This is a genomic window from Lentilactobacillus curieae (assembly GCF_000785105.2).
In the GTDB taxonomy this organism is placed as follows: domain Bacteria; phylum Bacillota; class Bacilli; order Lactobacillales; family Lactobacillaceae; genus Lentilactobacillus; species Lentilactobacillus curieae.
On sequence record NZ_CP018906.1, the window covers coordinates 929209 to 949305 of the forward strand.

Annotated in this window: 20 protein-coding genes; 6 read left to right on the plus strand and 14 right to left on the minus strand. The window is 40.1% G+C overall.

What is annotated here, in order from left to right; genetic code table 11:
• Positions 1-34: 34 nt before the first annotated feature.
• The gene (locus PL11_RS04505) at positions 35-637 is read right to left on the minus strand and encodes a nitroreductase family protein (protein ID WP_035166642.1); all 603 of its coding nucleotides are present in this window, start codon (positions 635-637) and stop codon (positions 35-37) included.
• Between the two features lie 157 nt (positions 638-794).
• Positions 795-2177, minus strand: coding sequence for a sugar porter family MFS transporter (locus tag PL11_RS04510; protein WP_035166644.1), 1383 nt, complete (start codon positions 2175-2177; stop codon positions 795-797).
• Between the two features lie 338 nt (positions 2178-2515).
• Between PL11_RS04510 and PL11_RS04515 the strand changes: the two genes are divergently transcribed.
• Positions 2516-3169, plus strand: a complete 654-nt coding sequence (locus tag PL11_RS04515; RefSeq protein ID WP_035166645.1) for an NAD(P)-dependent oxidoreductase — start codon at positions 2516-2518, stop codon at positions 3167-3169.
• A gap of 78 nt (positions 3170-3247) precedes the next feature.
• Here PL11_RS04515 and trpA read toward each other — a convergent pair whose 3' ends face one another.
• The 5 genes from trpA to trpD are packed head-to-tail and all read right to left on the minus strand — an operon-like array spanning position 3248 to position 7618.
• A complete protein-coding gene (gene trpA, locus PL11_RS04520) occupies positions 3248-4048 on the minus strand; it encodes a tryptophan synthase subunit alpha (RefSeq protein ID WP_035166646.1) in 801 nt (266 codons plus the stop codon).
• Positions 4041-5246, minus strand: a complete 1206-nt coding sequence (gene trpB, locus PL11_RS04525; protein ID WP_035166647.1) for a tryptophan synthase subunit beta — start codon at positions 5244-5246, stop codon at positions 4041-4043. The genes trpA and trpB overlap by 8 nt, the downstream gene beginning before the upstream one ends.
• Positions 5224-5826 carry a phosphoribosylanthranilate isomerase gene (locus PL11_RS04530; RefSeq protein ID WP_035166649.1) on the minus strand — a complete coding sequence of 201 codons (603 nt, stop codon included), beginning with the start codon at positions 5824-5826 and terminating at the stop codon, positions 5224-5226. The genes trpB and PL11_RS04530 overlap by 23 nt, the downstream gene beginning before the upstream one ends.
• Complete coding sequence (gene trpC / locus PL11_RS04535) at positions 5826-6602, minus strand: indole-3-glycerol phosphate synthase TrpC (RefSeq protein ID WP_035166651.1); 777 nt, start codon at positions 6600-6602, stop codon at positions 5826-5828. Before trpC ends, PL11_RS04530 begins: the two co-directional genes overlap by 1 nt.
• On the minus strand, positions 6599-7618 hold the full coding sequence (trpD, locus tag PL11_RS04540) for an anthranilate phosphoribosyltransferase (protein ID WP_035166652.1): 1020 nt from the start codon (positions 7616-7618) through the stop codon (positions 6599-6601). The genes trpC and trpD overlap by 4 nt, the downstream gene beginning before the upstream one ends.
• Positions 7619-8232: 614 nt before the next feature.
• On the opposite strand from trpD, the gene PL11_RS04545 reads away from it, so the two are divergent.
• Entirely contained in the window at positions 8233-8886 is a 654-nt protein-coding gene (locus tag PL11_RS04545) for a MarR family winged helix-turn-helix transcriptional regulator (RefSeq protein WP_052127751.1), read from the plus strand.
• 174 nt (positions 8887-9060) lie between these two features.
• On the opposite strand, the gene PL11_RS04550 is transcribed toward PL11_RS04545, so the two are convergent.
• From PL11_RS04550 to PL11_RS10350, 3 genes are all read right to left on the minus strand, one after another.
• On the minus strand, positions 9061-10473 hold the full coding sequence (locus PL11_RS04550; protein WP_035166654.1) for a C69 family dipeptidase: 1413 nt from the start codon (positions 10471-10473) through the stop codon (positions 9061-9063).
• 70 nt (positions 10474-10543) lie between these two features.
• On the minus strand, positions 10544-11068 hold the full coding sequence (locus PL11_RS04555) for a hypothetical protein (RefSeq protein WP_035166655.1): 525 nt from the start codon (positions 11066-11068) through the stop codon (positions 10544-10546).
• Between the two features lie 83 nt (positions 11069-11151).
• Entirely contained in the window at positions 11152-11313 is a 162-nt protein-coding gene (locus PL11_RS10350; RefSeq protein WP_191982111.1) for a hypothetical protein, read from the minus strand.
• 62 nt (positions 11314-11375) lie between these two features.
• On the opposite strand from PL11_RS10350, the gene cls reads away from it, so the two are divergent.
• A complete protein-coding gene (cls, locus tag PL11_RS04560) occupies positions 11376-12836 on the plus strand; it encodes a cardiolipin synthase (protein WP_035166656.1) in 1461 nt (486 codons plus the stop codon).
• Between the two features lie 832 nt (positions 12837-13668).
• Entirely contained in the window at positions 13669-14238 is a 570-nt protein-coding gene (locus PL11_RS04565) for a hypothetical protein (RefSeq protein ID WP_035166658.1), read from the plus strand.
• A 34-nt stretch (positions 14239-14272) separates the two neighbouring features.
• Here PL11_RS04565 and PL11_RS04570 read toward each other — a convergent pair whose 3' ends face one another.
• The 3 genes from PL11_RS04570 to PL11_RS04580 form a co-directional block, all read right to left on the minus strand.
• Entirely contained in the window at positions 14273-14794 is a 522-nt protein-coding gene (locus tag PL11_RS04570; RefSeq protein ID WP_035166660.1) for a QueT transporter family protein, read from the minus strand.
• A gap of 87 nt (positions 14795-14881) precedes the next feature.
• The gene (locus tag PL11_RS04575) at positions 14882-16186 is read right to left on the minus strand and encodes an NCS2 family permease (protein ID WP_035166661.1); all 1305 of its coding nucleotides are present in this window, start codon (positions 16184-16186) and stop codon (positions 14882-14884) included.
• A gap of 181 nt (positions 16187-16367) precedes the next feature.
• Positions 16368-17315: an aldo/keto reductase gene (locus PL11_RS04580; protein ID WP_035166662.1), complete on the minus strand. Its 948-nt coding sequence runs from the start codon at positions 17313-17315 to the stop codon at positions 16368-16370.
• 92 nt (positions 17316-17407) lie between these two features.
• Between PL11_RS04580 and PL11_RS04585 the strand changes: the two genes are divergently transcribed.
• Entirely contained in the window at positions 17408-17971 is a 564-nt protein-coding gene (locus tag PL11_RS04585) for an NAD(P)H-binding protein (protein WP_035166663.1), read from the plus strand.
• Between the two features lie 4 nt (positions 17972-17975).
• Positions 17976-18326: a hypothetical protein gene (locus PL11_RS04590; protein WP_035166665.1), complete on the plus strand. Its 351-nt coding sequence runs from the start codon at positions 17976-17978 to the stop codon at positions 18324-18326.
• A gap of 71 nt (positions 18327-18397) precedes the next feature.
• Here the strand turns inward: PL11_RS04590 and nhaC are convergent, their stop codons facing one another.
• Positions 18398-19813 (minus strand): Na+/H+ antiporter NhaC, encoded by a 1416-nt coding sequence (gene nhaC / locus PL11_RS04595; RefSeq protein WP_035166667.1) that lies wholly within the window; start codon positions 19811-19813, stop codon positions 18398-18400.
• Positions 19814-20097 lie beyond the last annotated feature (284 nt).

Here is a 20097-nt window from a genome sequence, read left to right on the forward strand (position 1 = left end):
CTATCAACATATGTTGATAGCTCTTTTAAACTAATTATTTAAGAACGCGGAAACGATCTGCATCGTCCATGAAGTCCTTATCACCGGCACCGGCTTCGATTGAACCAAAGTCCAATTGTGCGCGTAGCTTCCAGTTATCAGGAACATTGAATGCATCCTTTACAAGATCATCAATGATTGGGTTGTAATGTTGTAAGTTAGCACCAATTCCGTTTTCAGCTAATGAAGTCCAAACAGCATATTGAGCATTACCTTGAGCTTGTTCTGACCAGTCTGAGAAGTTGTCAGCGTATAGTGGGAATGCATCTTCGTTTGCCTTAACAACGTCAACATCAGTAAAGAACATTACTGTACCAAAGGCTGCCTTGAAAGCGTTGATCTTTTGTAAAGTCTTTTGGTAAGCTTCTTCACTAGGAACTTCTGACTTAAGACGGTCAGCAACGATGTCCCAAAGCTTTTCATGGTTTTCGCCAAACAAGATGATGGCACGAGTAGTTTGGTTGTTGAATGGTGTTGGTGCCCACTTGATGTTTTCTTGAATCAAGTTAGCGATTTCGTCTGGGCTTTGGCTTACGTTACGACCAAGAGCGTAAATTGAGCGACGGTTCTTTGATAAGTCTAAGAATTGTTCCTTCATGTGATGAATACCTCACTTTTTATATTTTAAAGTTTATTACTTTTATTTTATCAATAACTATTATTATACTGATTACTTTTAGTAAGTAAAGGGGTATGCAGAAAAAAGTTGATTAAAATAAAAAGTACGCCATTAAAGTGGCGCACTTATAGGGGTTCTAGCCCTCAGTTTTTTCCTTGTGTTCACGACGCATTTCCATTTCGATGTCTTCAAGAGACTTTCCACGAGTTTCTGGAACCACGTGTTGAACGAAGAAGTATGATAATACAGCGAATACAGTAAATACGGCAAATGGACCACCGATATTATTGTGGAAGAAGGCTAGCATGCTAAGGAAGAATTGAGAAACAATAAAGTTTCCAATCCAGTTAGCTGCTGAACCGATTGAAGCACCAATTCCCCGGACACTGAGTGGGAAGATTTCACCAATCATAACCCAGGCAATTGGACCCCAGGAAACGGCAAATCCAAAGATGTAGATAGCGATTAGAATAACTGTTGGAATAGCAGCACTCTTCACGTCAATAGTGAAGTTAATGACTGATAAAATACCAATTGATAGAGCCATCACGATCGAACCGAACTTCAAAATCTTCTTACGGTCAAATTTATCCATGATTTTGTATGCGATAACTGTACATAAGAAGTTAACAACACCAATAAATACTGAGATCCAGATAGCATTACTTTCTGGGAAGCTAAATGCTTTGATAAATACTTGTGGTAAGAAGTAAATCACTGAGTTGATACCAACTAATTGTTGTAAGAACATCAACCCAACAGCAACGATAACTGCAGGGCGAGCAAAGGTGAATAATTCTTTAATTCCACCCTTTGGCTGGTTAGCAACCGCCTGAATTTCAGATAACTCTTTTTCAGGATCATCATCAGGATTGTTTTTCCGCAAATTTTGTAACGTGTCTCTAGCATCGTCAATATCACCTTTTTCAACCAAGAAACGTGGTGATTCGGGAAGCAAGATAGCACCGATGAATAAGATTACGGCAGGAATTAAGGCTGAACCTAACATCCACCGCCAGTCACGAACACCTAGTAAGTTGTGGTGTAGAAAACCTAAGTTAGAAACGTAAGCCATCAAGATACCAAATGTCAGCATCAACTGGAACATGGTTCCTAGTGAACCACGATGTTCAGCATCTGCCAATTCTGCAAGGTATGCTGGAGTTAATGCTGAAGCAGAACCAACGGCAAGACCTAAGATGATTCTGGCAATAACCATTGAGGTGAATCCTCCGGCAACCATTGATAATCCAGAACCAACTAAGAACAAAATTGAAGCAACAATTAGTAACTTCTTTCGACCAAACTTATCTGAAAGTGGACCAATTGAAAGGGCACCAATTGATGATCCAATCAAAACAGATGAGGTAATAAATCCAGTTTGAGCAACACTCAAACTAAAGTTTGTTTCAATAAGTGGTGACGCACCGGAAATGATACCTGTATCAAATCCAAATAGCAGTCCACCAAGTGCACCGAAGAAAAAGATTGCTCCGGTACTTAAATGACGCTTTTGCATAAGAAAATCCTCCCCTAAATAACTTAGTGTAAAAGATTACTTAGCTTTATAACCTTATGTTTCCATAATTTGCAGCAAAAAATTGTAAATTATTAAAAATAATGGCTGTTAGTAATGAAACGTTTGAAACACAGGGGAAATAAATGTAAGCAACTTATTTACGGTACTTACAATAAACGACATCATTTAAAAATGCAAGCGCTTGCAATAAAAAAGACTAACTTTTTGTAATTACTTAAAAATGGTGATTAATTTAACTCTAAAGGCTATTTTATTGACTATTTGGTTCTAATCTAAAATACTTTAGCTGTAGAAAATAAATTGTGGAGGCGAAGAATATGGCAATTAAAATTGGTGTTATCGGAGCAACGGGGATGGCCGGAAGTGCAATTACGGAGAACGCCATTGATCGTGGGTTTGAAGTTACGGCAATCGTTAGGCATGTGACGAAAGCACAAGATAAATTTGGTGAAAAAATCAATTATCTTGAAAAGGATGCCTTTGATTTAAGTTATGAAGATATTCAAGAATTTGATGCTTTAATTGATGCATTTGCACCTGGTGACCAAAAGTTGGCAAATAAGCATATTGAACTGGCAGAAAAATTAGTCAGTTTAGTTAAGGGACACGATAGGCCCCGTTTGGGATTCATTCTCGGGGCTGCCAGTTTGAATATTGGTAATGGTAAACAACTATTAGACCGGTTGCTAGAAATGCCCGATGCTGACAGTTGGATTGCTACACCAAAAGCGCAATTTGAGGAATATCACATGTTGCTCAATTCGGATGGCGTTGATTGGTTTGCAGTATCACCTAGCGGAAGCTTTGAACCAGGTGAGTTAACCGAGTATACGGTTGGTGGAAATGATTTACTAAAAAACAAGAACGGGAAGTCAATTGTTTATAGTAGGACATTAGCAAAAGTTTTGGTTGATGAGGTTGAAGACCCACAACATCATAATGAGAGATTCACGGTGGTTAGTGAAATTTAATTTTTAATTTATAGAAAAAGGAAGCTAAGCTAATTTTCATGAATGAAAATTGTTTAGCTTCCTTTTCATATGTGGTGATTAGACAGCTTTAGCAGCTTTTGTTCCCTCTTGATTAATCGATTCAGAAACGGAAACTGCAAACCGATTCACTTGTTCGGGAGCTGAAATTCCATGTTTATCAATAATATCCACAATCGCACTGCCTATAATTACGCCATCTGCAATTTCTGCCATCTGAGCGGCCTGTTCAGGGGTGTGAACACCAAACCCGATTGCTGTGGGAACGTTGGTGTACTTCCTAATTTCAGCAACCAGTTCTTGAATTCCTGAGTAGAAACTGTCCCGTTGACCAGTGATTCCCATGGATGAAACTACGTAGATAAAACCAGTAGCAGCTTCTGCAATTTTTTTGATTCGGTTTCCCGAAGTAGGGGTTACTAAAGGAATAATGTCAATTCCATACTGGTTAGCTGTTGGTACAATTTCATCTCGACTTTCGAGTGGTAAGTCGGGGATAACTAAACCAGAGACGTTAAGTTCTGAGCAGCGTTTCAAAAAACGGTTAAATCCATATTTGAATGGAATATTCAAGTAGGTTAGAAATACGATTGGAACATCAGTTAGCTTACGAACGGCCTCAACAATTTCAAAAACCTTATCAGTTGTAATGCCGGCCTTGAAGGCTCTTAAATCTGCGGCTTGAATCACTGGACCATCGGCGACGGGGTCGGAAAATGGGATTCCTAATTCAACAATGTCTGCACCACCATTAGCGAGGCTGACTACGTTTTTAACCGTGGTATCAAAATCGGGATCGTCGGCAACGACAAACGGAATGAATGCCTTCTTATTTTTAAAGATATCTGATAAATTACTCATCTACATCTACCCCCTTGTATTTAGCGATGCTAGCCACATCTTTATCTCCACGACCCGATAGAGTGCAGACGATAATTTGGTCCTTTCCCATTTTAGGAGCTAATTTTTTTACATAAGCAACAGCGTGGCAACTTTCAATTGCGGCAACAATTCCTTCGGTTCTGGCAATGTACTCGAATGCTTCAACTGCTTCATCATCAGTAATGCCAACATAATCAGCACGACCTTCATCCGCTAAAGCTGCATGTTCAGGGCCAACTCCAGGGTAGTCAAGACCAGCTGAGATTGAGTAAACTTGGTCAATCTGACCGTCTTGATTTTGAAGGAACATTGATTTCATCCCGTGGAAGATTCCCACGGAGCCTTTTTCAATTGTTGCTGCAGTTTGGGAAGTGTTTACACCCTTACCAGCAGCTTCCACACCAATCAACTGAACTTCAGGATTTTTGATGTAATCTGCAAAACTTCCAATTGCGTTGCTACCACCACCAACACAGGCAACAACTGCATCTGGTAGCCGGTTTTCTTTAGCTTGTAGTTGAGCTTTAGACTCCTTGCTAATTACGCTTTGGAAGTATTTGACCATTTCGGGGTATGGGTGAGGGCCAACGGCAGATCCCATCACGTAGAAGGTGTCCTCACACCGAGATGCCCATTCCTGTAAAGTGGCGTTAACAGCGTCTTTTAGAACCATCGATCCTGTAGTTACCGGGTGGACTTTTGCGCCAAGAAGTTCCATTCGATAGACGTTAAGTTTTTGCCGATCAGTGTCCATTTTGCCCATGAATATTTCACATTCCATGCCTAGTAAAGTGGCGATGGTTGCTGTTGCCACTCCGTGTTGACCGGCTCCAGTTTCAGCAATCAATCGTTTTTTGCCCATGTGTTTTGCCATTAAGGCTTGGCCGATTACGTTGTTGATTTTGTGGGCACCTGTGTGGTTTAAATCTTCGCGCTTCAGATAAATTTTGGCTCCACCAAGGTCTTCGGTCATGTTCTTTGCGTAGTAGAGCAATGATGGCCGGTTTGCGTAGTTTACGAGCAAGTCATGAAGTTCGGCTTGAAATTCATCGTCGGTCTTGATCTTTTCAAATTCTGCGTTTACTTTTTCAAGTTCTGACATTAATGTTTCCGGAATGTATTGGCCACCAAGGCCGTTCCCATAAATACCGGGTTTAGTTTGTTTGAGTTCTTGCATATGAATCACTCCTCTTTACTTGTTTGATAAATTCGTTAATTTTTTCTGGATCTTTTTTGCCATCGGTTTCGACTCCGGACGAAACGTCTACCGCAAATGGATGAATCTTATTTATTGCTTGGCTAACGTTAATTGGCGTTAATCCGCCAGCTAAGAAAACGGTGTGATCAACGTTTAGGTTGTCCAAGTTTAGCAGATTGCCACTACCGTAACCGGAATCAATCATTGAAAAGTTTGCGTTTAGGTTTGCGTTTATTGGTTCGTTAACAAAGACACGGATTGTTACTATTCCAGCCGTTCTAAGCTGACCAATCATTTCTTGGTTACCGTATCCATGCAACTGGGCTACAGAAATAATTCCTGCGTTAAATAGATCAATGATTTCTGATGCGGGGGTGTCTATAAAGACCCCAACCGCTTGAATTTTGTTATCAAGAATCCTTTTTAGCTTAGCTGCTTTTTGTTTATCAAGTTGATGGCGCCCGCGAGCAAAGACGAAGCCTGCGTAATCAGGTTGGGCAGAGTTGACTGCATTCACATCAGCGGCCGTCATCAGACCACAAATCTTTACTTTAGTCATTATTCCACCTTCTTGAACTGTCGAATCAATTGTTCCTTGTTGGTTGACCGCATCAAGGTCTCGCCAACTAAAATTGCGTTAAATCCTGCATCTCGTAACTCGTCGACATCCTTTTGTGTCTTTATGCCACTTTCAGAAATGGTCAGGATGTTATTTGGAATTAGTTTCTTTAAGTGGATGCTATTTTTAAAATTAACCGTGAAGTTTTTCAGGTTGCGATTATTGATACCAATGATTTTGGCACCGGATTTGATTGCTCTGTGCACTTCGCTTTCATCGTGAGCTTCCACGATGGCATCCATTCCGAGTGATTCAGCAAGGTTACGATATTGCTCAAGTTGCTGGTCACTTAGGATTGCTACGATTAGTAAAATCACACTTGCTCCATTTGCTTTAGCCTCGTAAATCATGTATTCGTTAATTGTAAAATCTTTACGGAGGACGGGCGTAGGCACATGTTCGGAAACCTCCCTAAGGTAGGTTAACTTACCGTGAAAGTAGTGTGGTTCTGTGAGTACGGAAATTGCATCAACCTTTGCGTTACGGTACTCACGAGCAATTTGTAGGTAGGGGAAGTCTTCTACGATGATCCCTTTTGAAGGTGATGCCTGTTTGATTTCAGCGATAACGTGAAGCCCAGGATTTTCGAGAGTGGTTTTAAAACCACTTATCGTTTTTAAATTTTTGGCGGTAGTTTGTAGTTCTTTAAGCGGAATCCGACTTTCATGATCTTTAATCCTTTTATTGGTTGCATCCACAAGGTCGTCTAAAATCATGCGACCACATCCTTTTTGGAAAGGTGAATTAATTCATTTAATTTAGTAATTGCCTTACCACTGTCGATGGTTTCTGTGGCGATTTTGATTCCGTTTGCGATTGAGATTTCAGGATTAGCAGTATGGATTGCCATCCCAGCATTCATGATTACGGTTTCGCGTTTAGGCCCCTTTACACCAGAGAGAATGTCTCTGGTAATTTGGGCATTTTCTGCGGGGGTTCCGCCAACTAAATCGTCCTGATCCGCTAATGGTAAACCGAAGTCTTCCGGAGTTACGGTGTATTCGGCAAGTTTGTCACCTGTAACTTCTACTACATAGGTCTTACCAGTTGTAGTAACCTCGTCGAGACCATCAGCACCGTGGACTACCAATGCATGCTTAACACCGAGTCTTGCCAAAACCTTAGCAAGTGGTTTCATCAGGTTCTTGTCATAAACACCCAGGAGTTGAGTAGTGGGCTTGGCAGGATTAGCAAGTGGTCCAAGGATATTGAAAATGGTGCGGATTCCCAACGCTTTTCTAACAGGAGCCACATACTTCATGGATTTGTGATATTCCTGGGCAAATAGGAAACATAGGTTTGCGGTTTGTAAACTGGTGAATGACTCTGAAGGAGTTTGGTTAATGTTCAATCCTAATGCTTCTAGCACATCGGCGGCACCGCTCTTTGATGAGGCAGCTCGATTTCCGTGCTTAGCAACTTTGACTCCTGCAGCTGCAAGGACGATTGCACTTGTCGTTGAGATGTTGAACGTATTGGCATGGTCGCCACCAGTACCAACAATTTCTAACACGTTGTCTACTTTAGGGAAGGCTAGTGCGTGTGATCTCATTGATTCTGCGGCACCGGCAATTTCATCAATAGTTTCATGTTTAGATGCTAGCGCTGTGAGTAGGCTGGCAGTTTCGATTTCACTAGTTTGGCCATTCATAATTTCATCTAGAACAGCTTGGCTTTCTTTAAATGTTAGGTCGTTGTGGTTAGTAACTTTTTCAATGGCTTCTTTAATCATAATAATTCCTCCTAATGTGAGTGAGTAACGAACTATAAATGATTGGCCTGCCATCGTTTTCCAGGATTTTGTTTCATGTGAATGACCTCCGCTTTTTGAGAATAAAAAAATCCGCCCATAACAAACTTTGTTGTTAAGGACGGAATTTCCGCGGTGCCACCTTAATTTGATTACTTGGAGTTACACAAATAAACTTGCCAAATAATCACCCTTAGCGAGAGACTATCATCTCCCCGACAACTGACGTATGTCTGTACGTTTTCCCATACTCGTAATACTTTCAGAGAAACCCTCAGTGGTCCATTTAATCATCTGCATTCGGCTGCATTCTCAGCGACGGCAACTCTCTTTACGTGCACAATGATCTTGATCTCCACATCAACGGTTTATATGGACGAATTAATTGTTGCTGATAATATTAAAAGCTGATTAAAGAAATGTCAACTTTTTTCTTTAATTTTAATCTAAAGACTGTTGGTAATCGCCATCCTTTGCTGTTATACCAGCATTTGTTGGCAAATAAAACTTTTTCGTTGACATTAGTTAGGCACCTAAGTATACTTAAAATCAAGTTAGGCACCTAACTATTTTTAACACAGAAAGAGGGACTTACCATGGAACTAAATTCTATGGACCTAATTAAAAAACTACAGTTTATCGGGCGAGCTAGTGTGAGCTTTGCAACTAAAAACAAGAAACGTTTCTCAGGACGCCAGAGAATTATTAACATTTTGGGTAAGGAAAATGGCATGATGCAGAGCCAATTGGCTGAAATATTGGATGTTCGACCAAGTTCCCTAGCAGAAATGATTAAGAAAATGGAAGCGGATGGGGATGTGAAACGTGAAGCCGACGAAAGTGACGGGCGGATTAAGCGAGTTTACCTAACTGATGCAGGTAAAGAAAAAATAGTTGAAAGTAGTGATTCGGATGATGAATTTAGCAATCGGTTTTTTGCTGGGCTTTCTAATCAAGAAAAGTCTAGTCTAGGTGAATACTTAGATAAGATTGCTGCTGGTTGGTCAGACGATTTCAAAGAAAAATCAGCTAAGTTCACAGATCCGACTGAAAGGTTTGAAGAGATTCAAAGACTGAGAAGTGAAATGTTCGACCGTGATTGGCGGGATATGTCCAGAGAAGAACGCAATGAGTTGAAGCAAGAATTCAGAAAACGCGCAAAAGAAATGCACTTTGGTCCCTTTGGACATCCAGGGTTCCATCATCATGGGTTTGATTACAATGATCGCGATAAGAAGGATTGGGACTAAGTAAAAGTTGGTCGGGAAGACTGAATAAAAATGATTGTGAGTTAGTGTATAACTAGCTACACTTAAAAAAGGCGTGATAATTTCAATTTTGAAATTAATCACGCCTTTTTTATCTAGGTATTTGCCACGTGAAGCAACTAGTGACGACTGGATTAAAGATTTCTGTAGAACTCCCTAATACAAGTCATGACTAAAAGCACCCTTAACCTCACCAGCCGCCTTGGTAACTAGCTTGGTGAGCAACTCATTAGTAGCATTTTCAATGTGATCAGCTGTTGCTTGGTTTTCATTTGTAAGTTCTTGTGTAACCATGCTTGAGTCAGTCATGGAGCTACTAGAAATTGTTTCTACTCGATGATGTCCATATCCTAGCGTTTTTTCTTGGTAATCTTCAATGTCAGCGATTAGTGACTGATAATGATCAGCAGCGATCACCGAGATAATTCGATTAGTCCAGTAAGCACTACTAGTTGATGCAGTGGTTGTCGTGTCCCTGAAATAGGCAGGTGTGTTGTTGACGTTCGTGAAAAATGGAACCAACGTGTTGAATGGGTTAGTGGCAAGGGCTAACCATTGAATGGCTGCGATACTATCTGGGACATTGGGTCTGATTTGGATAATAGAAAGTTCTTGGTTTCTGTTAATTCCGATTGGCCTGAACTTGGTTGGCTCCATTGCGTCCTTACCAAATGGGTCATATTGGGTGTCTTGATAGTGTGACCCCAAAATGTATTTAATGTCTTCAATTGTGATTTTTCTGGGGGCGTGGCAGATAAAATCTAAGTCATCACTCATTGGTCCTTTACCTTCAACTAGCTCAGGGTTTAAATAACGTTGAGCAAACCATGCTCTTGGAGTGTTGTAGTGATGATCTAGTTGTGAATGAGACCCGAAGATTTCGCGAAAATTAAATCCGGTTCCTAGGTTTAAATTATGATTCTCCGCAAACTTCTTTAGGTCAGCTGAGTACATAAAGTTATCTTTATCAGCAAAATCTACTTCTTGAATTCCGGTCTGGTTTGGGGCGATTACAAATGCATCGTCGGGCACTCGTTGGGCAACCCAGTGATGACCGCCGGCAGTTTCCATATACCAGACTTCATCTTTATCTGAAAAGATAATCCCGTTTGATTCATAAGTACCATGATTTTCCAGGATTTCACCAACCCGGAGAACACCCTCTCTTGCGGAGCTTATGTAAGGCAGTGTTACGGTTAGCAAATCCTCTTCACCAACGCCGTCAGCAACTAAGGGATCAGCACCGAGAACTCGGGGGTTTGTGGTAATGGTTTCCGTTGCGCTCATCGCAATGTTTTTGCTGTTTACGCCAGCTTCGCCCCAAACGCCGTCATCTGCAGCATCTGGAGTTGAAGTGTAGCGTAATGGGTTGTCAGGAAGGGTGATTTTAAAGCCACTTTCCTTGGCTACATAGTCACGAGGTTGATCATCCGGTTGGACAACTTCGAAGCGCTTGGGATTAACCGAGCCACCAGCATCCTCGTTACGGGCAATAATGGTTGAACCGTCAAAACTGGCTGCTTTACCAACCAGTACAGTGGTACATGAACTGTGTTTTGTAAAAGACATAAGAAAACCTCCCAGAAGTGTTGTTAAGCTGATTGTACACCCGGGAGGAATTATAAAATTTATATTTTTATTATTTCTTCTCAATCACTGAAAACACTAGTGCAGCAAAAACCGCAAACCCAATAATTGGTTTCCACCATACTATCAGGTGCTTCTTAAACGACAAAAGCCAACGCTGCCAATGACTAGAACTTTGTTGGAATTGCGTGTCATCAACAGTAGTCAGTGCGAGGCCAAGGAGCAAGTATAGTGGAACAGCATAAATTAGAGTAAACACCAGCGAAATGATAGTAGTAAAGAAGTCTAGTTTTAACAGAGCAGTGATCATTTGAATAAAGGCAAGTACTGGAAAGATAACGAAGGGAAAGGTAATAATCCCAACGGCGAGGCGTTGGGCAAACATGGAACTTATAATAAATAAGAATGTTTCAACAATTAAGTATTTAGCTATAAACATAAAGCTAGTCAACGAGAATCCAGAAATTGTGTAGTTGGAAATAGTAATCCCAAAATTTATTAATGGAACGCCAACAGCTACCACAATCAAAATTGTGTATATTACTACAGAACTCTTTTTAATTGAATATGTTTCCACTACTTTCATCTCCCAAAATCAATTGGTATCAGTATACCTTGAATTGGTTAGATGCGTAAGCAACCATTGGTTTACATCTATATTTATCTCCGGTTCACATAGCGGTAAATTAGAAACAGGACAACGGCAACTAAAATTGCCCAGCCAATGAGTGGCTGTTCTCTAAAAATCAGGTGGAAGAAAAATATCCGGTGAATTCCATGAAGTCTTGGCATTCTACGCATTAATGTTATAAATGGGTTCATTTTTATCTCCTATAACGAGTATACTGACAGCATACAAATATTTTAACTTTTGGGGTATTACGATGGATATTGATTGGTCATTAATTTTTCAGATTATTGTGGTGGTCAACGCCGCATTAGCTATTTTAACAGTATTCCGCGAAAAGCGGGATATTGCAGCGATTTGGGCTTGGCTATTAGTGCTGGTGTTTATACCAGTTGTTGGATTTATTGCGTACGCCTTTATCGGCCGAAAACTACCTAAGAACCGGTTATTCAAATTGCATTCACACGTTCAGATGCAACTGGATGAACGACTTGAAGAACAACGCAGGCAACTTGGTAGTGAGCAAAAAACGGCGTCTGATGTTATTTCTAAACGTGCCATAAGTGCCGTTAACATGTTTAGCAAAACCAGTTCGTCATTCCTGGCTCGACAAAATAAGGTCAAAATTTTTACTGATGGCAGATCTCTGTTTCACCGAGTGATTGAAGATATCGAAGGTGCTAGAAAAAGTATTCATATTGAATTTTATACCTTCTATAATGACAAACTTGGTAACGAAATTCTAGACCTGTTGGTTAAAAAAGCTCAGGAAGGTGTCGAAGTTCGTGTCATTTACGATTCTTGGGGTTCAATGGGAACAACTAGGAAATTTTTCAAACCACTAAATGATGCTGGTGGTCACGCTTACCCATTCTTAAACACTAGGTCTGTTATTTTGGACTTCCGTCTTAACTTTCGTGACCATAGAAAGATTATCGTGGTCGATGGGATGATTGGCTATACCGGTGGGTTTAACATCGGTGATCAGTACCTTGGGAGAAAAAAGAAATTTGGCAATTGGCGTGATACTCATATGAGAATCATTGGCTCCGGAGTTTTCGGACTGCAAGCCAGATTTATTTTGGATTGGAATGCCACTAGTCCTACATCACTCATTAATGAGGACAAAGTTGATCCAAAGTACTTCCCAGTTACAACGACTAAGGGCTCAGTTAACATGCAGATTGTTTCTAGTGGACCAGATTCTGACCTGCAACAAATTAAAATGGGATATATCAAGCTAATTACCCTTGCAAGGGATTACTGTTACATTCAATCGCCATATTTGATACCTGATGATAGTGTCCTGGATGCGTTGAGGATTGCTGCTTCATCAGGAGTTGACGTCCGTATCATGGTTCCATCAATGCCTGACCACCCATTTGTGTACCGAGCAACGCAATATTATGCCCGTCAGTTAGCTGAGGAGGGCATTAAAGTCTATTACTATGACAACGGCTTTATGCACGCTAAGACAATGGTTATCGACGATAGCATGGCTTCTGTTGGGTCGGCAAACATGGATTATCGGAGTTTCAAACTTAACTTTGAAATCAATTCGTTCATTTATGACGAGAAGGTCGCAACTGAATTAAAAAACATTTTTGTAAATGATATGGATAGAAGTACTTTACAGACTCCAGAAATGTTTAAAAAGCAGTCATCATGGCTTAAATTCAAGCAGACATTTTCCAGATTATTATCACCAATTTTATAGAGCAAAATGCTTGCTGTTTTAATCAAAATTTTATATTATAACGGTGAAAGGTGAATGACTAATCACCTGTTTGACAGACGAAGGATATAGCGACTTTGTGTATTACCAAATCAACGTATTTGGATCCTCGTAGTCTGCCGGATTAAACAGAAGAACATGATTTATTTAATAACGACTCAACAGAGTCACTGATTGGTCAAACCTTTCATTTGTGCCACATGTATCACTTGTATCATGCACCACTTGTACAATGTATCATGAGCACCAGGGTTTACAGTACCATATGTACAATTTGTTTTAAGTACCAAAGCACCATGAACCACAAGTAACATTTGTACGATGCACCATGAGTACTGAGCACCAATGCACCATTGTAGCAAGAATCATTTTCCAGAGTTCCTCGTCGTGAGACGAGGAACTTTTTTTGTTGGAATCAGGAAATTATTTGCTCAAAGGGTTGATTTATTTGCCGAATAATATTAATATTATTCTCAACATATTCTAAGGAGTTTTTAATCATGATAGCAGCCATGACAACTCAATTGAATATCAGCAATCCAGAGTTTTGGTTTTTTTCAGAATGGTGATCTGAACGAACCAGGAAACTTTGTTGTGAAATGGTCCGTACAGATTGTAACCATGATTGTGCGGGCACTCTCCTATAAAATGAGAACCCTCGCATTCCAGGAACTTTTGCGAGGGTTTTATTTTTGGACTACATAATTTGAGTTGGTTGCTAGAATATGGGGGCGTTTGTTACAGGGGTCAATTATTTGGTGATGAGTTGAACTGAGGGGCAATTCGCCAGGTGAGTAAGTAGGGAGCGATGCAGATGAAGTTACATACATTAGGACCGGAAACGACTGATAGTTATAAGGCCGCTATGTATTTGCGGGAGATGTACTTGGATTTAGAGGATGCGGAGTTGGTGCTTCATGACTCTTTTGACGATATTTATCGTAAACTGGATGACGAACAGGGAGATTTGTTTTTAGTTCCGGTGGCTTATCGAAGTGCGCAATCTAATGGTAACTGGGCGGATAATAATTTAAAATATTGGGATACATTGAAGATTATGGACGTTTTTAAGCTACCAATTATGCCTTTAGTTTTGGTTAGAAATCCAGATGGCAAGGATGGTGAGGCAGTCCTACATCCATCGACTAAGGAATTGATAAAGGAATATAGTCTTAATCAGGGGCGCAAGTTGCATTTGGAATTTGTGGATAGTAAGGCTGAGGCACTAAGAAAATTTGAATCAGATAAGTATGAATTTTCAATTGTGACTAAGGATGTTTATCAAAGCAACTGTGCTGACCGACAAGATGAAGTTTTGGCTGAATACGAGCCGAATATGGTTTGGTGTTTATATCGAATCGGAATTCAGCAAAAAGCTGTATAGAAAAGGGACGCGAATTTCGCGTCCCTTTTCTATACTATTTGCTTAAGTCAACGGACATGTTAACAAAGTACAAGATCACCGCACCGATTCCCATAGTGACAAACTCGCCAATTCCGGTAGTTAAGTATGAACTCCAGAAGGTAGGCCAAAATGCGCTACTACCAAAGAATGCGATTTCAAAGGCAATGATGAACATGTAAAAAGTTCCGATTAATACTGATATGACCAGTTTTAAAGGCAAACTGCTCATTTTCTTAGTTACAAAGTGGATCGTAACTAATGTGATAAATGTTTCGAAAGTTCCGAAAATCATATCGACCGGCCCCAAAGAAGACATCATGTTAGAGATAAAGCATCCTAAGGTGATGGCAACGATGTACCGCTTGTTGAAGGGAACTAAGTTGTTAAGCCCTTCGGCGAAACGAAATTGGATGGGGCCAAAACTAAAGGCTGCAAAGACCGTCGTGGTTAACACGATATAGAGTGCAGCGACAACGGCAGCCTTTACGATGTCGATCAGGCTATCGATGCCGAAAAAATTGATCTTAGAATTCATTGCTAAATTCCTTCCTTTATCTATTCAGTTATTGTCTAACCAATTAACTTTACCCCAAAACATTTATGTGGTCAAAATGACATATGATTAGGATTCGAGAATCCAAAGGAAGATAACGAAGATTACTGCCAATGCGTACATCATTGGACTAACTTCCTTACCACGTTTTGCTGCAATCATTGTAATTGGGTAAGTAATAAATCCAAGAGCAATTCCGTCAGCAATACTGTAAGTGAATGGCATTCCTACTAGTGTGATAAATGCTGGTGCAGCGATTTCAAATTGATCCCAATGAACGTTTTTAAGCGCTTGAGCCATTAATACCCCAACGATAATTAATGCTGGAGCGGTAACTTGGCTAGTAATTACACCAAGCATTGGTGAGAAGAAGGCACCAAGGACGAATAAGATTCCAACGACGATGGTGGTAAATCCGGTCCGGCCACCAATAGCAATTCCGGCAGATGATTCAACGAAGGCACCCATTGGTGAAGTTCCTAACACTGAACCCACCAACATGGTTGATGAGTCAGCGACTAGGGCTTTACCAACGTTGGGAATCTTGTTGTTTTTAATAAAACCAGCTTGTTCTGCCAAACCAACCAGGGTACCTGCAGTATCAAAGAAGGTAACCAACAAGAAGGTCAGAACAACAACTACTAACTGAACTGAGTTAATGTCGCCAATGTGAGAAATTGCCACTCCAAATGTTGGTTTAAGGCTAGGCATTGCTGAAACAATTTGGTGAGGCATTGGAATTAAACCAGTAAATAATCCCAGAATTGAGTTAAGAACCATTCCAATAAAGATGGCACCTGGAACTTTCATACTCATTAAAATTAAGGTAACCAGTAGCCCAAAAATCGTTAACCAGGTGGTTCCGGAAAGGTGACCAAGGCCAATAATTGAGTCCTTGTTGGCAGCAACAATTCCACCTTCTGATAAACCAATTAAGGCTATGAATAATCCAATCCCACCACCGATAGCTGATTTTAAATCAGCGGGGATGGCATCGATGATTCGTTCACGAACTTTAGTTGCAGTTAAAATAACGAAGATCAATGAAGCGGCGAAAACGCCAGCGAGGGCAGTTTCCCAAGGAACCTTCATTCCAATACAAACAGAGTATGCAAAGAATGCGTTTTGGCCCAAACTAGCAGAAATTGCAATTGGGTAATTAGCAAGAACACCCATTACAAAACAGCCAAATGCTGAGGCTAATGCGGTTGCTGTGAAGACAGCACCCTTATCGATTCCTGATGCACCCAAGATGTTTGGGTTAACAAACAAAATGTACACCATGGAAACGAATGTGGTGATTCCGGCTAATGTTTCGGTTTTGAAATTAGTGTGGCGATTTTCAAAGTCGAAGAACTTACTAATTGATGACATTGAAGACAGCTCCTTTAATATAGTTCGGATAATAGCTAAAACAAGAACGTATATATATTACCATTATCCGATTGTTCGTTCAATAACCGAATTATTTACCAAGTTTTTGGATTAACGTGGCACTTTCTACAAATAAAAACCTTAACGTTGATTTTCATCAATGTTAAGGTTCAGAGGTGCTTTAATTAAAACTCTTAAATGCATTGTCGATGGAATTATATTCTTCGTCAGATAAACTAACTGCTAACGATTTAGCGTTGCTTTTTACCTGTTCAGGGCGTTTTGCTCCTGGAATAACAACGGCAACGTCGGGGTTCTTAATGTACCAAGCCAATACGACTTGGGCAATTGTTGCATTATGATTCTCTGCAATTGGTTTCAAGCTGTTCACTGCATCAGTGATTGCATTGAACCGAGTACCTTGAAAATTAGGATCTTCAGCCCTAATATCACCTTCAGCAAAATCTAAAGCTTCATTACTGTATTTACCGGTTAATAGTCCCGAAGCGAGTGGAAAATAAGGTACAAAAGAAATATTGTTTTCACGAAGATATGGGAATAATTTTTGTTCCGCACTCCGTTCAACCATACTATATTGATCTTCAACAACATCGACCTGGCCATTTTTATTGGCTTCTTTAATTTGTTCGAGTGAGAAGTTGGATACTCCAATAGCTTTGATCTTACCAGCCTGCTTTAATTCGTTCAGTGCAGCTACTGCTTCATCTTTAGGGGTGTTTTCATCTGGAAAATGAATGTAAAATATATCAATGTAATCTGTTTGGAGTCGTTCAAGACTTTCTTCAACACTCTTTTTTAAAAATTCTGGATCATTAGAAAGAGTTTGTTTACCATCTTGGATGATTTGGGCACCCTTTGTGGCGATTGTTATTTGAGAACGGTCATAGTCTTTGATTGCTTGGCCAATTAACTCTTCTGACCGACCTAATCCATATACGTAGGCTGTATCGAGCAACTTAATTCCGTTATCAAGCGCAGCTTTGACAGAGTCGATTCCGGCTTGTTCATCCAAGTTCGGAAATAGGTTGTGGCCACCAACAGCATTAGTTCCCAGACCAAGCGGAGTGGTTTTTACGGTTGAGCTACCAATATAAATTTCTTTAGTCATTGTAGTTCCTCCTTATGATATTCAACGTAACTAAAGTTACACCATAAATGTATGCCAATAATAAATAAAAGTCCAAATGTTAGGGAGAAAAAATGAAAAAACTACTTATTATAAGTGAAAATGATAAGGCTACTCAGGAAATCGAACGAGAAATGAAAACTTCGGATTATGAAGTTCACGTTTTTCAGGGTGATTTTAATAGTGAGACCGATTATAATAGCCAACTCAGTGGTGTTAGTGAAATTGTGACTGTGTTGGGACCAAGTGACAGTGATTTATACTTTGATCAACTATTTGATGCTATTTTTGATTCTGGTGTGGTTATTGACCATTTTGTAATGGTGACTTATTCTGGAATTGATAATGAAGTGGTTGGTGGTAGAGAGTACGAGGGCGTTGATGACGTTAAAGAGTTTATAAAACAACAAAGATATTCGGCAAAGATTGTTGATGAGGCCGAAATTCCGTATTCTATTATTAGAGCTGGAAAAATGGTTGATGGATCTCAGTCAGCGTTGTCATTATTTGCTGAAGGTCAACCGATGCCAAATGGCGTGTTGACATACGCTAGTTTAGCGAACTTTATCAACGAGATTTTAGCAGACCACAGGCATATAAATGAGTCGATTGGCGTAATTAACGCAAATAGGGGGTAGCAACGTGACGGTAAGTTTAGACAAGGATAAGATTGAGACTTTGCGGCAGCAACTGTTTGAAGCAAACCGAGTGTCTCATTTCGTAATAATTGAAGCCAGAGCTAAGGTATCTGGTGCTACAACTGAAATTGTTACTGACTACAATAATTATTTGAATATGCGCCAAGAAAATGGGGCAAGTTTTGATTTTAGTATTTTACGAGATATATTGCCAATTACGGATAATTTAGTTTACTGGGCAGTTGCTCAACAAAAACTGCACTCGATTGTGGATGAAGAGTCGCCTGAAAGAGATGAAGCAATTAATGATTTGGAAATGTACACGCAAAAGGTAATGGAAGATAATAAATTATAAAAAAACGAGTAGAAATTAATTTAATTTCTACTCGCTTTTTTTGACCAAAAATATCAAGTTATTTAACGTAATTAACCTTCAGAAGCTACCGTACTTTGAGTCGCAGGCTTTTCAGCTTTGTCGATAGTCTTTAATCCGATTCCGGTAAATCCACTAATAAGTGAAAAGACAGGGCATAATAGGCTAAAGAATACGAATGGTAGGTATTGAATGGTTGGTACTCCTAATGTGTTAGCAATGAACACACCACCAACACCCCAAGGAACTAGGTAATTGAGAACAGTTCCACCATCTTCAAGTACCCGACCAAGTGCACCACTCTTTAGGTTTCCTTGATTAAATGATTTTTTGAATGCTCGTCCAGGAAGGATGATTGATAGGAATTGTTCACCAACGAAGATGTTTACCCCGATACAAGTAGCGAGTGCTGATGCTACAAGCTTTGATGGCTTATTCAACTTAGTTGAGAGGGGATCCATTACGGCACTGATTAAACCAAAGTGGACTAACAGGCCACCTAGTGAAAGGGTTAAGACGATTAGGGCAACAGTTGGCATCATGCTAACAATTCCACCACGTGATAGTAGCAGGTTAACTTCGCTGTTAGAAGTTTTGGCAACAAAACCGTTGGTAATAATGTCTGTGGCTTTGCTGATTGTTAAGCTTGGGTTATTGAAGAACATCATTACTGTTGAGACAAGAATGTTCAGTAGCATGGTAGGCACGGCTGCCATTTTAATTGCGGCACATGCGAAGACTAATACGATTGGAATTAATGATAATGCGGAGATGTGGAAATCGCTTGAGAGAGCACTGACAGTGCTGTTAATTTTGCTCATGTTGGCACCGCTGTGACCGCCGCTGAGAATGGTGAATAAAATGGTGGAGATTAAAGCAGCAGGTAAGGTTGACCAAAGAATCGTTTTCATGTGATCAAATAGGTCAGTATCAACAACAGCTGCTGCTAAGTTGTTAGTTTCTGAAAGCGGTGAGAGTTTATCACCAAAGACACCACCGGCAACAATTGCGCCCGCTACGATAGCTGGGTTGAAGTTCATGGTAACGCCAATTCCAAAGAAGGCGATGCCGACTGTTGAAACAACTGTAAAGCAACTACCAACTGCTGCACCAACTAATGAACAAACTAAGAATACAGTCGGTAAGAACCACTGAGCATTGATTGCTTTAAATCCGATTACCATCAAAGTTGGAATTGTGCCAGCGGCAATCCAGGTACTGATCATTGCCCCGATTAGAATGAAGATAACGATGGGGATGATTCCCTTATCAATACCGTCCTTAATACCATCATTGATTGAATCCCAGGTAAAGCCAGAAAACTTGGCCCAAAAAATTGTCACGGTAATTGCTAGTAAAACTGGCACTTGGGGAGAAAGCTTTAGCCCAATAACTCCAGTACCCATAATTGCTAAAATAATAATTAATACAATAATTGCTTGTCGTAAACTGATTTTTGATTTTTCCATTGTGATAACCTCACTTTTTTAATTTAGTAGCGTGAAATAAAAGTTGAGGTTTAGTATCGAACAATGCCCCCATTACTTGTAAATTCCATATCCAACATCCTTTCTCCATAAAAAAAGTCCCTACTGCAAATAAATGCAATAGGGACGATTGTAAACTACCGTGGTACCACCCAGCTTGTGTACAAAAAGTACACCACTCACTAGAAGATAATGGATTCTAGTTATTAACCATTGCCGATAGTATCCGGTATTTCGTTTACCTTACCCTGATTGGTTCGCAGCAA

Bases quoted from the DNA above. Each gene is read 5' to 3' on its own strand.
- PL11_RS04585 (WP_035166663.1), top strand. From the start codon at position 17,408: ATGAAAAAACTACTTATTATAAGTGAAAATGATAAGGCTACTCAGGAA.
- trpB (WP_035166647.1), bottom strand. From the start codon at position 5,246: ATGCAAGAACTCAAACAAACTAAACCCGGTATTTATGGGAACGGCCTT.
- PL11_RS04505 (WP_035166642.1), bottom strand. From the start codon at position 637: ATGAAGGAACAATTCTTAGACTTATCAAAGAACCGTCGCTCAATTTAC.
- PL11_RS04575 (WP_035166661.1), bottom strand. From the start codon at position 16,186: ATGTCATCAATTAGTAAGTTCTTCGACTTTGAAAATCGCCACACTAAT.
- PL11_RS04515 (WP_035166645.1), top strand. From the start codon at position 2,516: ATGGCAATTAAAATTGGTGTTATCGGAGCAACGGGGATGGCCGGAAGT.
- PL11_RS04580 (WP_035166662.1), bottom strand. From the start codon at position 17,315: ATGACTAAAGAAATTTATATTGGTAGCTCAACCGTAAAAACCACTCCG.
- trpC (WP_035166651.1), bottom strand. From the start codon at position 6,602: ATGATTTTAGACGACCTTGTGGATGCAACCAATAAAAGGATTAAAGAT.
- nhaC (WP_035166667.1), bottom strand. From the start codon at position 19,813: ATGGAAAAATCAAAAATCAGTTTACGACAAGCAATTATTGTATTAATT.
- trpA (WP_035166646.1), bottom strand. From the start codon at position 4,048: ATGAGTAATTTATCAGATATCTTTAAAAATAAGAAGGCATTCATTCCG.
- trpD (WP_035166652.1), bottom strand. From the start codon at position 7,618: ATGATTAAAGAAGCCATTGAAAAAGTTACTAACCACAACGACCTAACA.
- PL11_RS04510 (WP_035166644.1), bottom strand. From the start codon at position 2,177: ATGCAAAAGCGTCATTTAAGTACCGGAGCAATCTTTTTCTTCGGTGCA.
- PL11_RS04550 (WP_035166654.1), bottom strand. From the start codon at position 10,473: ATGTCTTTTACAAAACACAGTTCATGTACCACTGTACTGGTTGGTAAA.
- cls (WP_035166656.1), top strand. From the start codon at position 11,376: ATGGATATTGATTGGTCATTAATTTTTCAGATTATTGTGGTGGTCAAC.
- PL11_RS10350 (WP_191982111.1), bottom strand. From the start codon at position 11,313: ATGAACCCATTTATAACATTAATGCGTAGAATGCCAAGACTTCATGGA.
- PL11_RS04565 (WP_035166658.1), top strand. From the start codon at position 13,669: ATGAAGTTACATACATTAGGACCGGAAACGACTGATAGTTATAAGGCC.
- PL11_RS04570 (WP_035166660.1), bottom strand. From the start codon at position 14,794: ATGAATTCTAAGATCAATTTTTTCGGCATCGATAGCCTGATCGACATC.
- PL11_RS04530 (WP_035166649.1), bottom strand. From the start codon at position 5,826: ATGACTAAAGTAAAGATTTGTGGTCTGATGACGGCCGCTGATGTGAAT.
- PL11_RS04545 (WP_052127751.1), top strand. From the start codon at position 8,233: ATGGAACTAAATTCTATGGACCTAATTAAAAAACTACAGTTTATCGGG.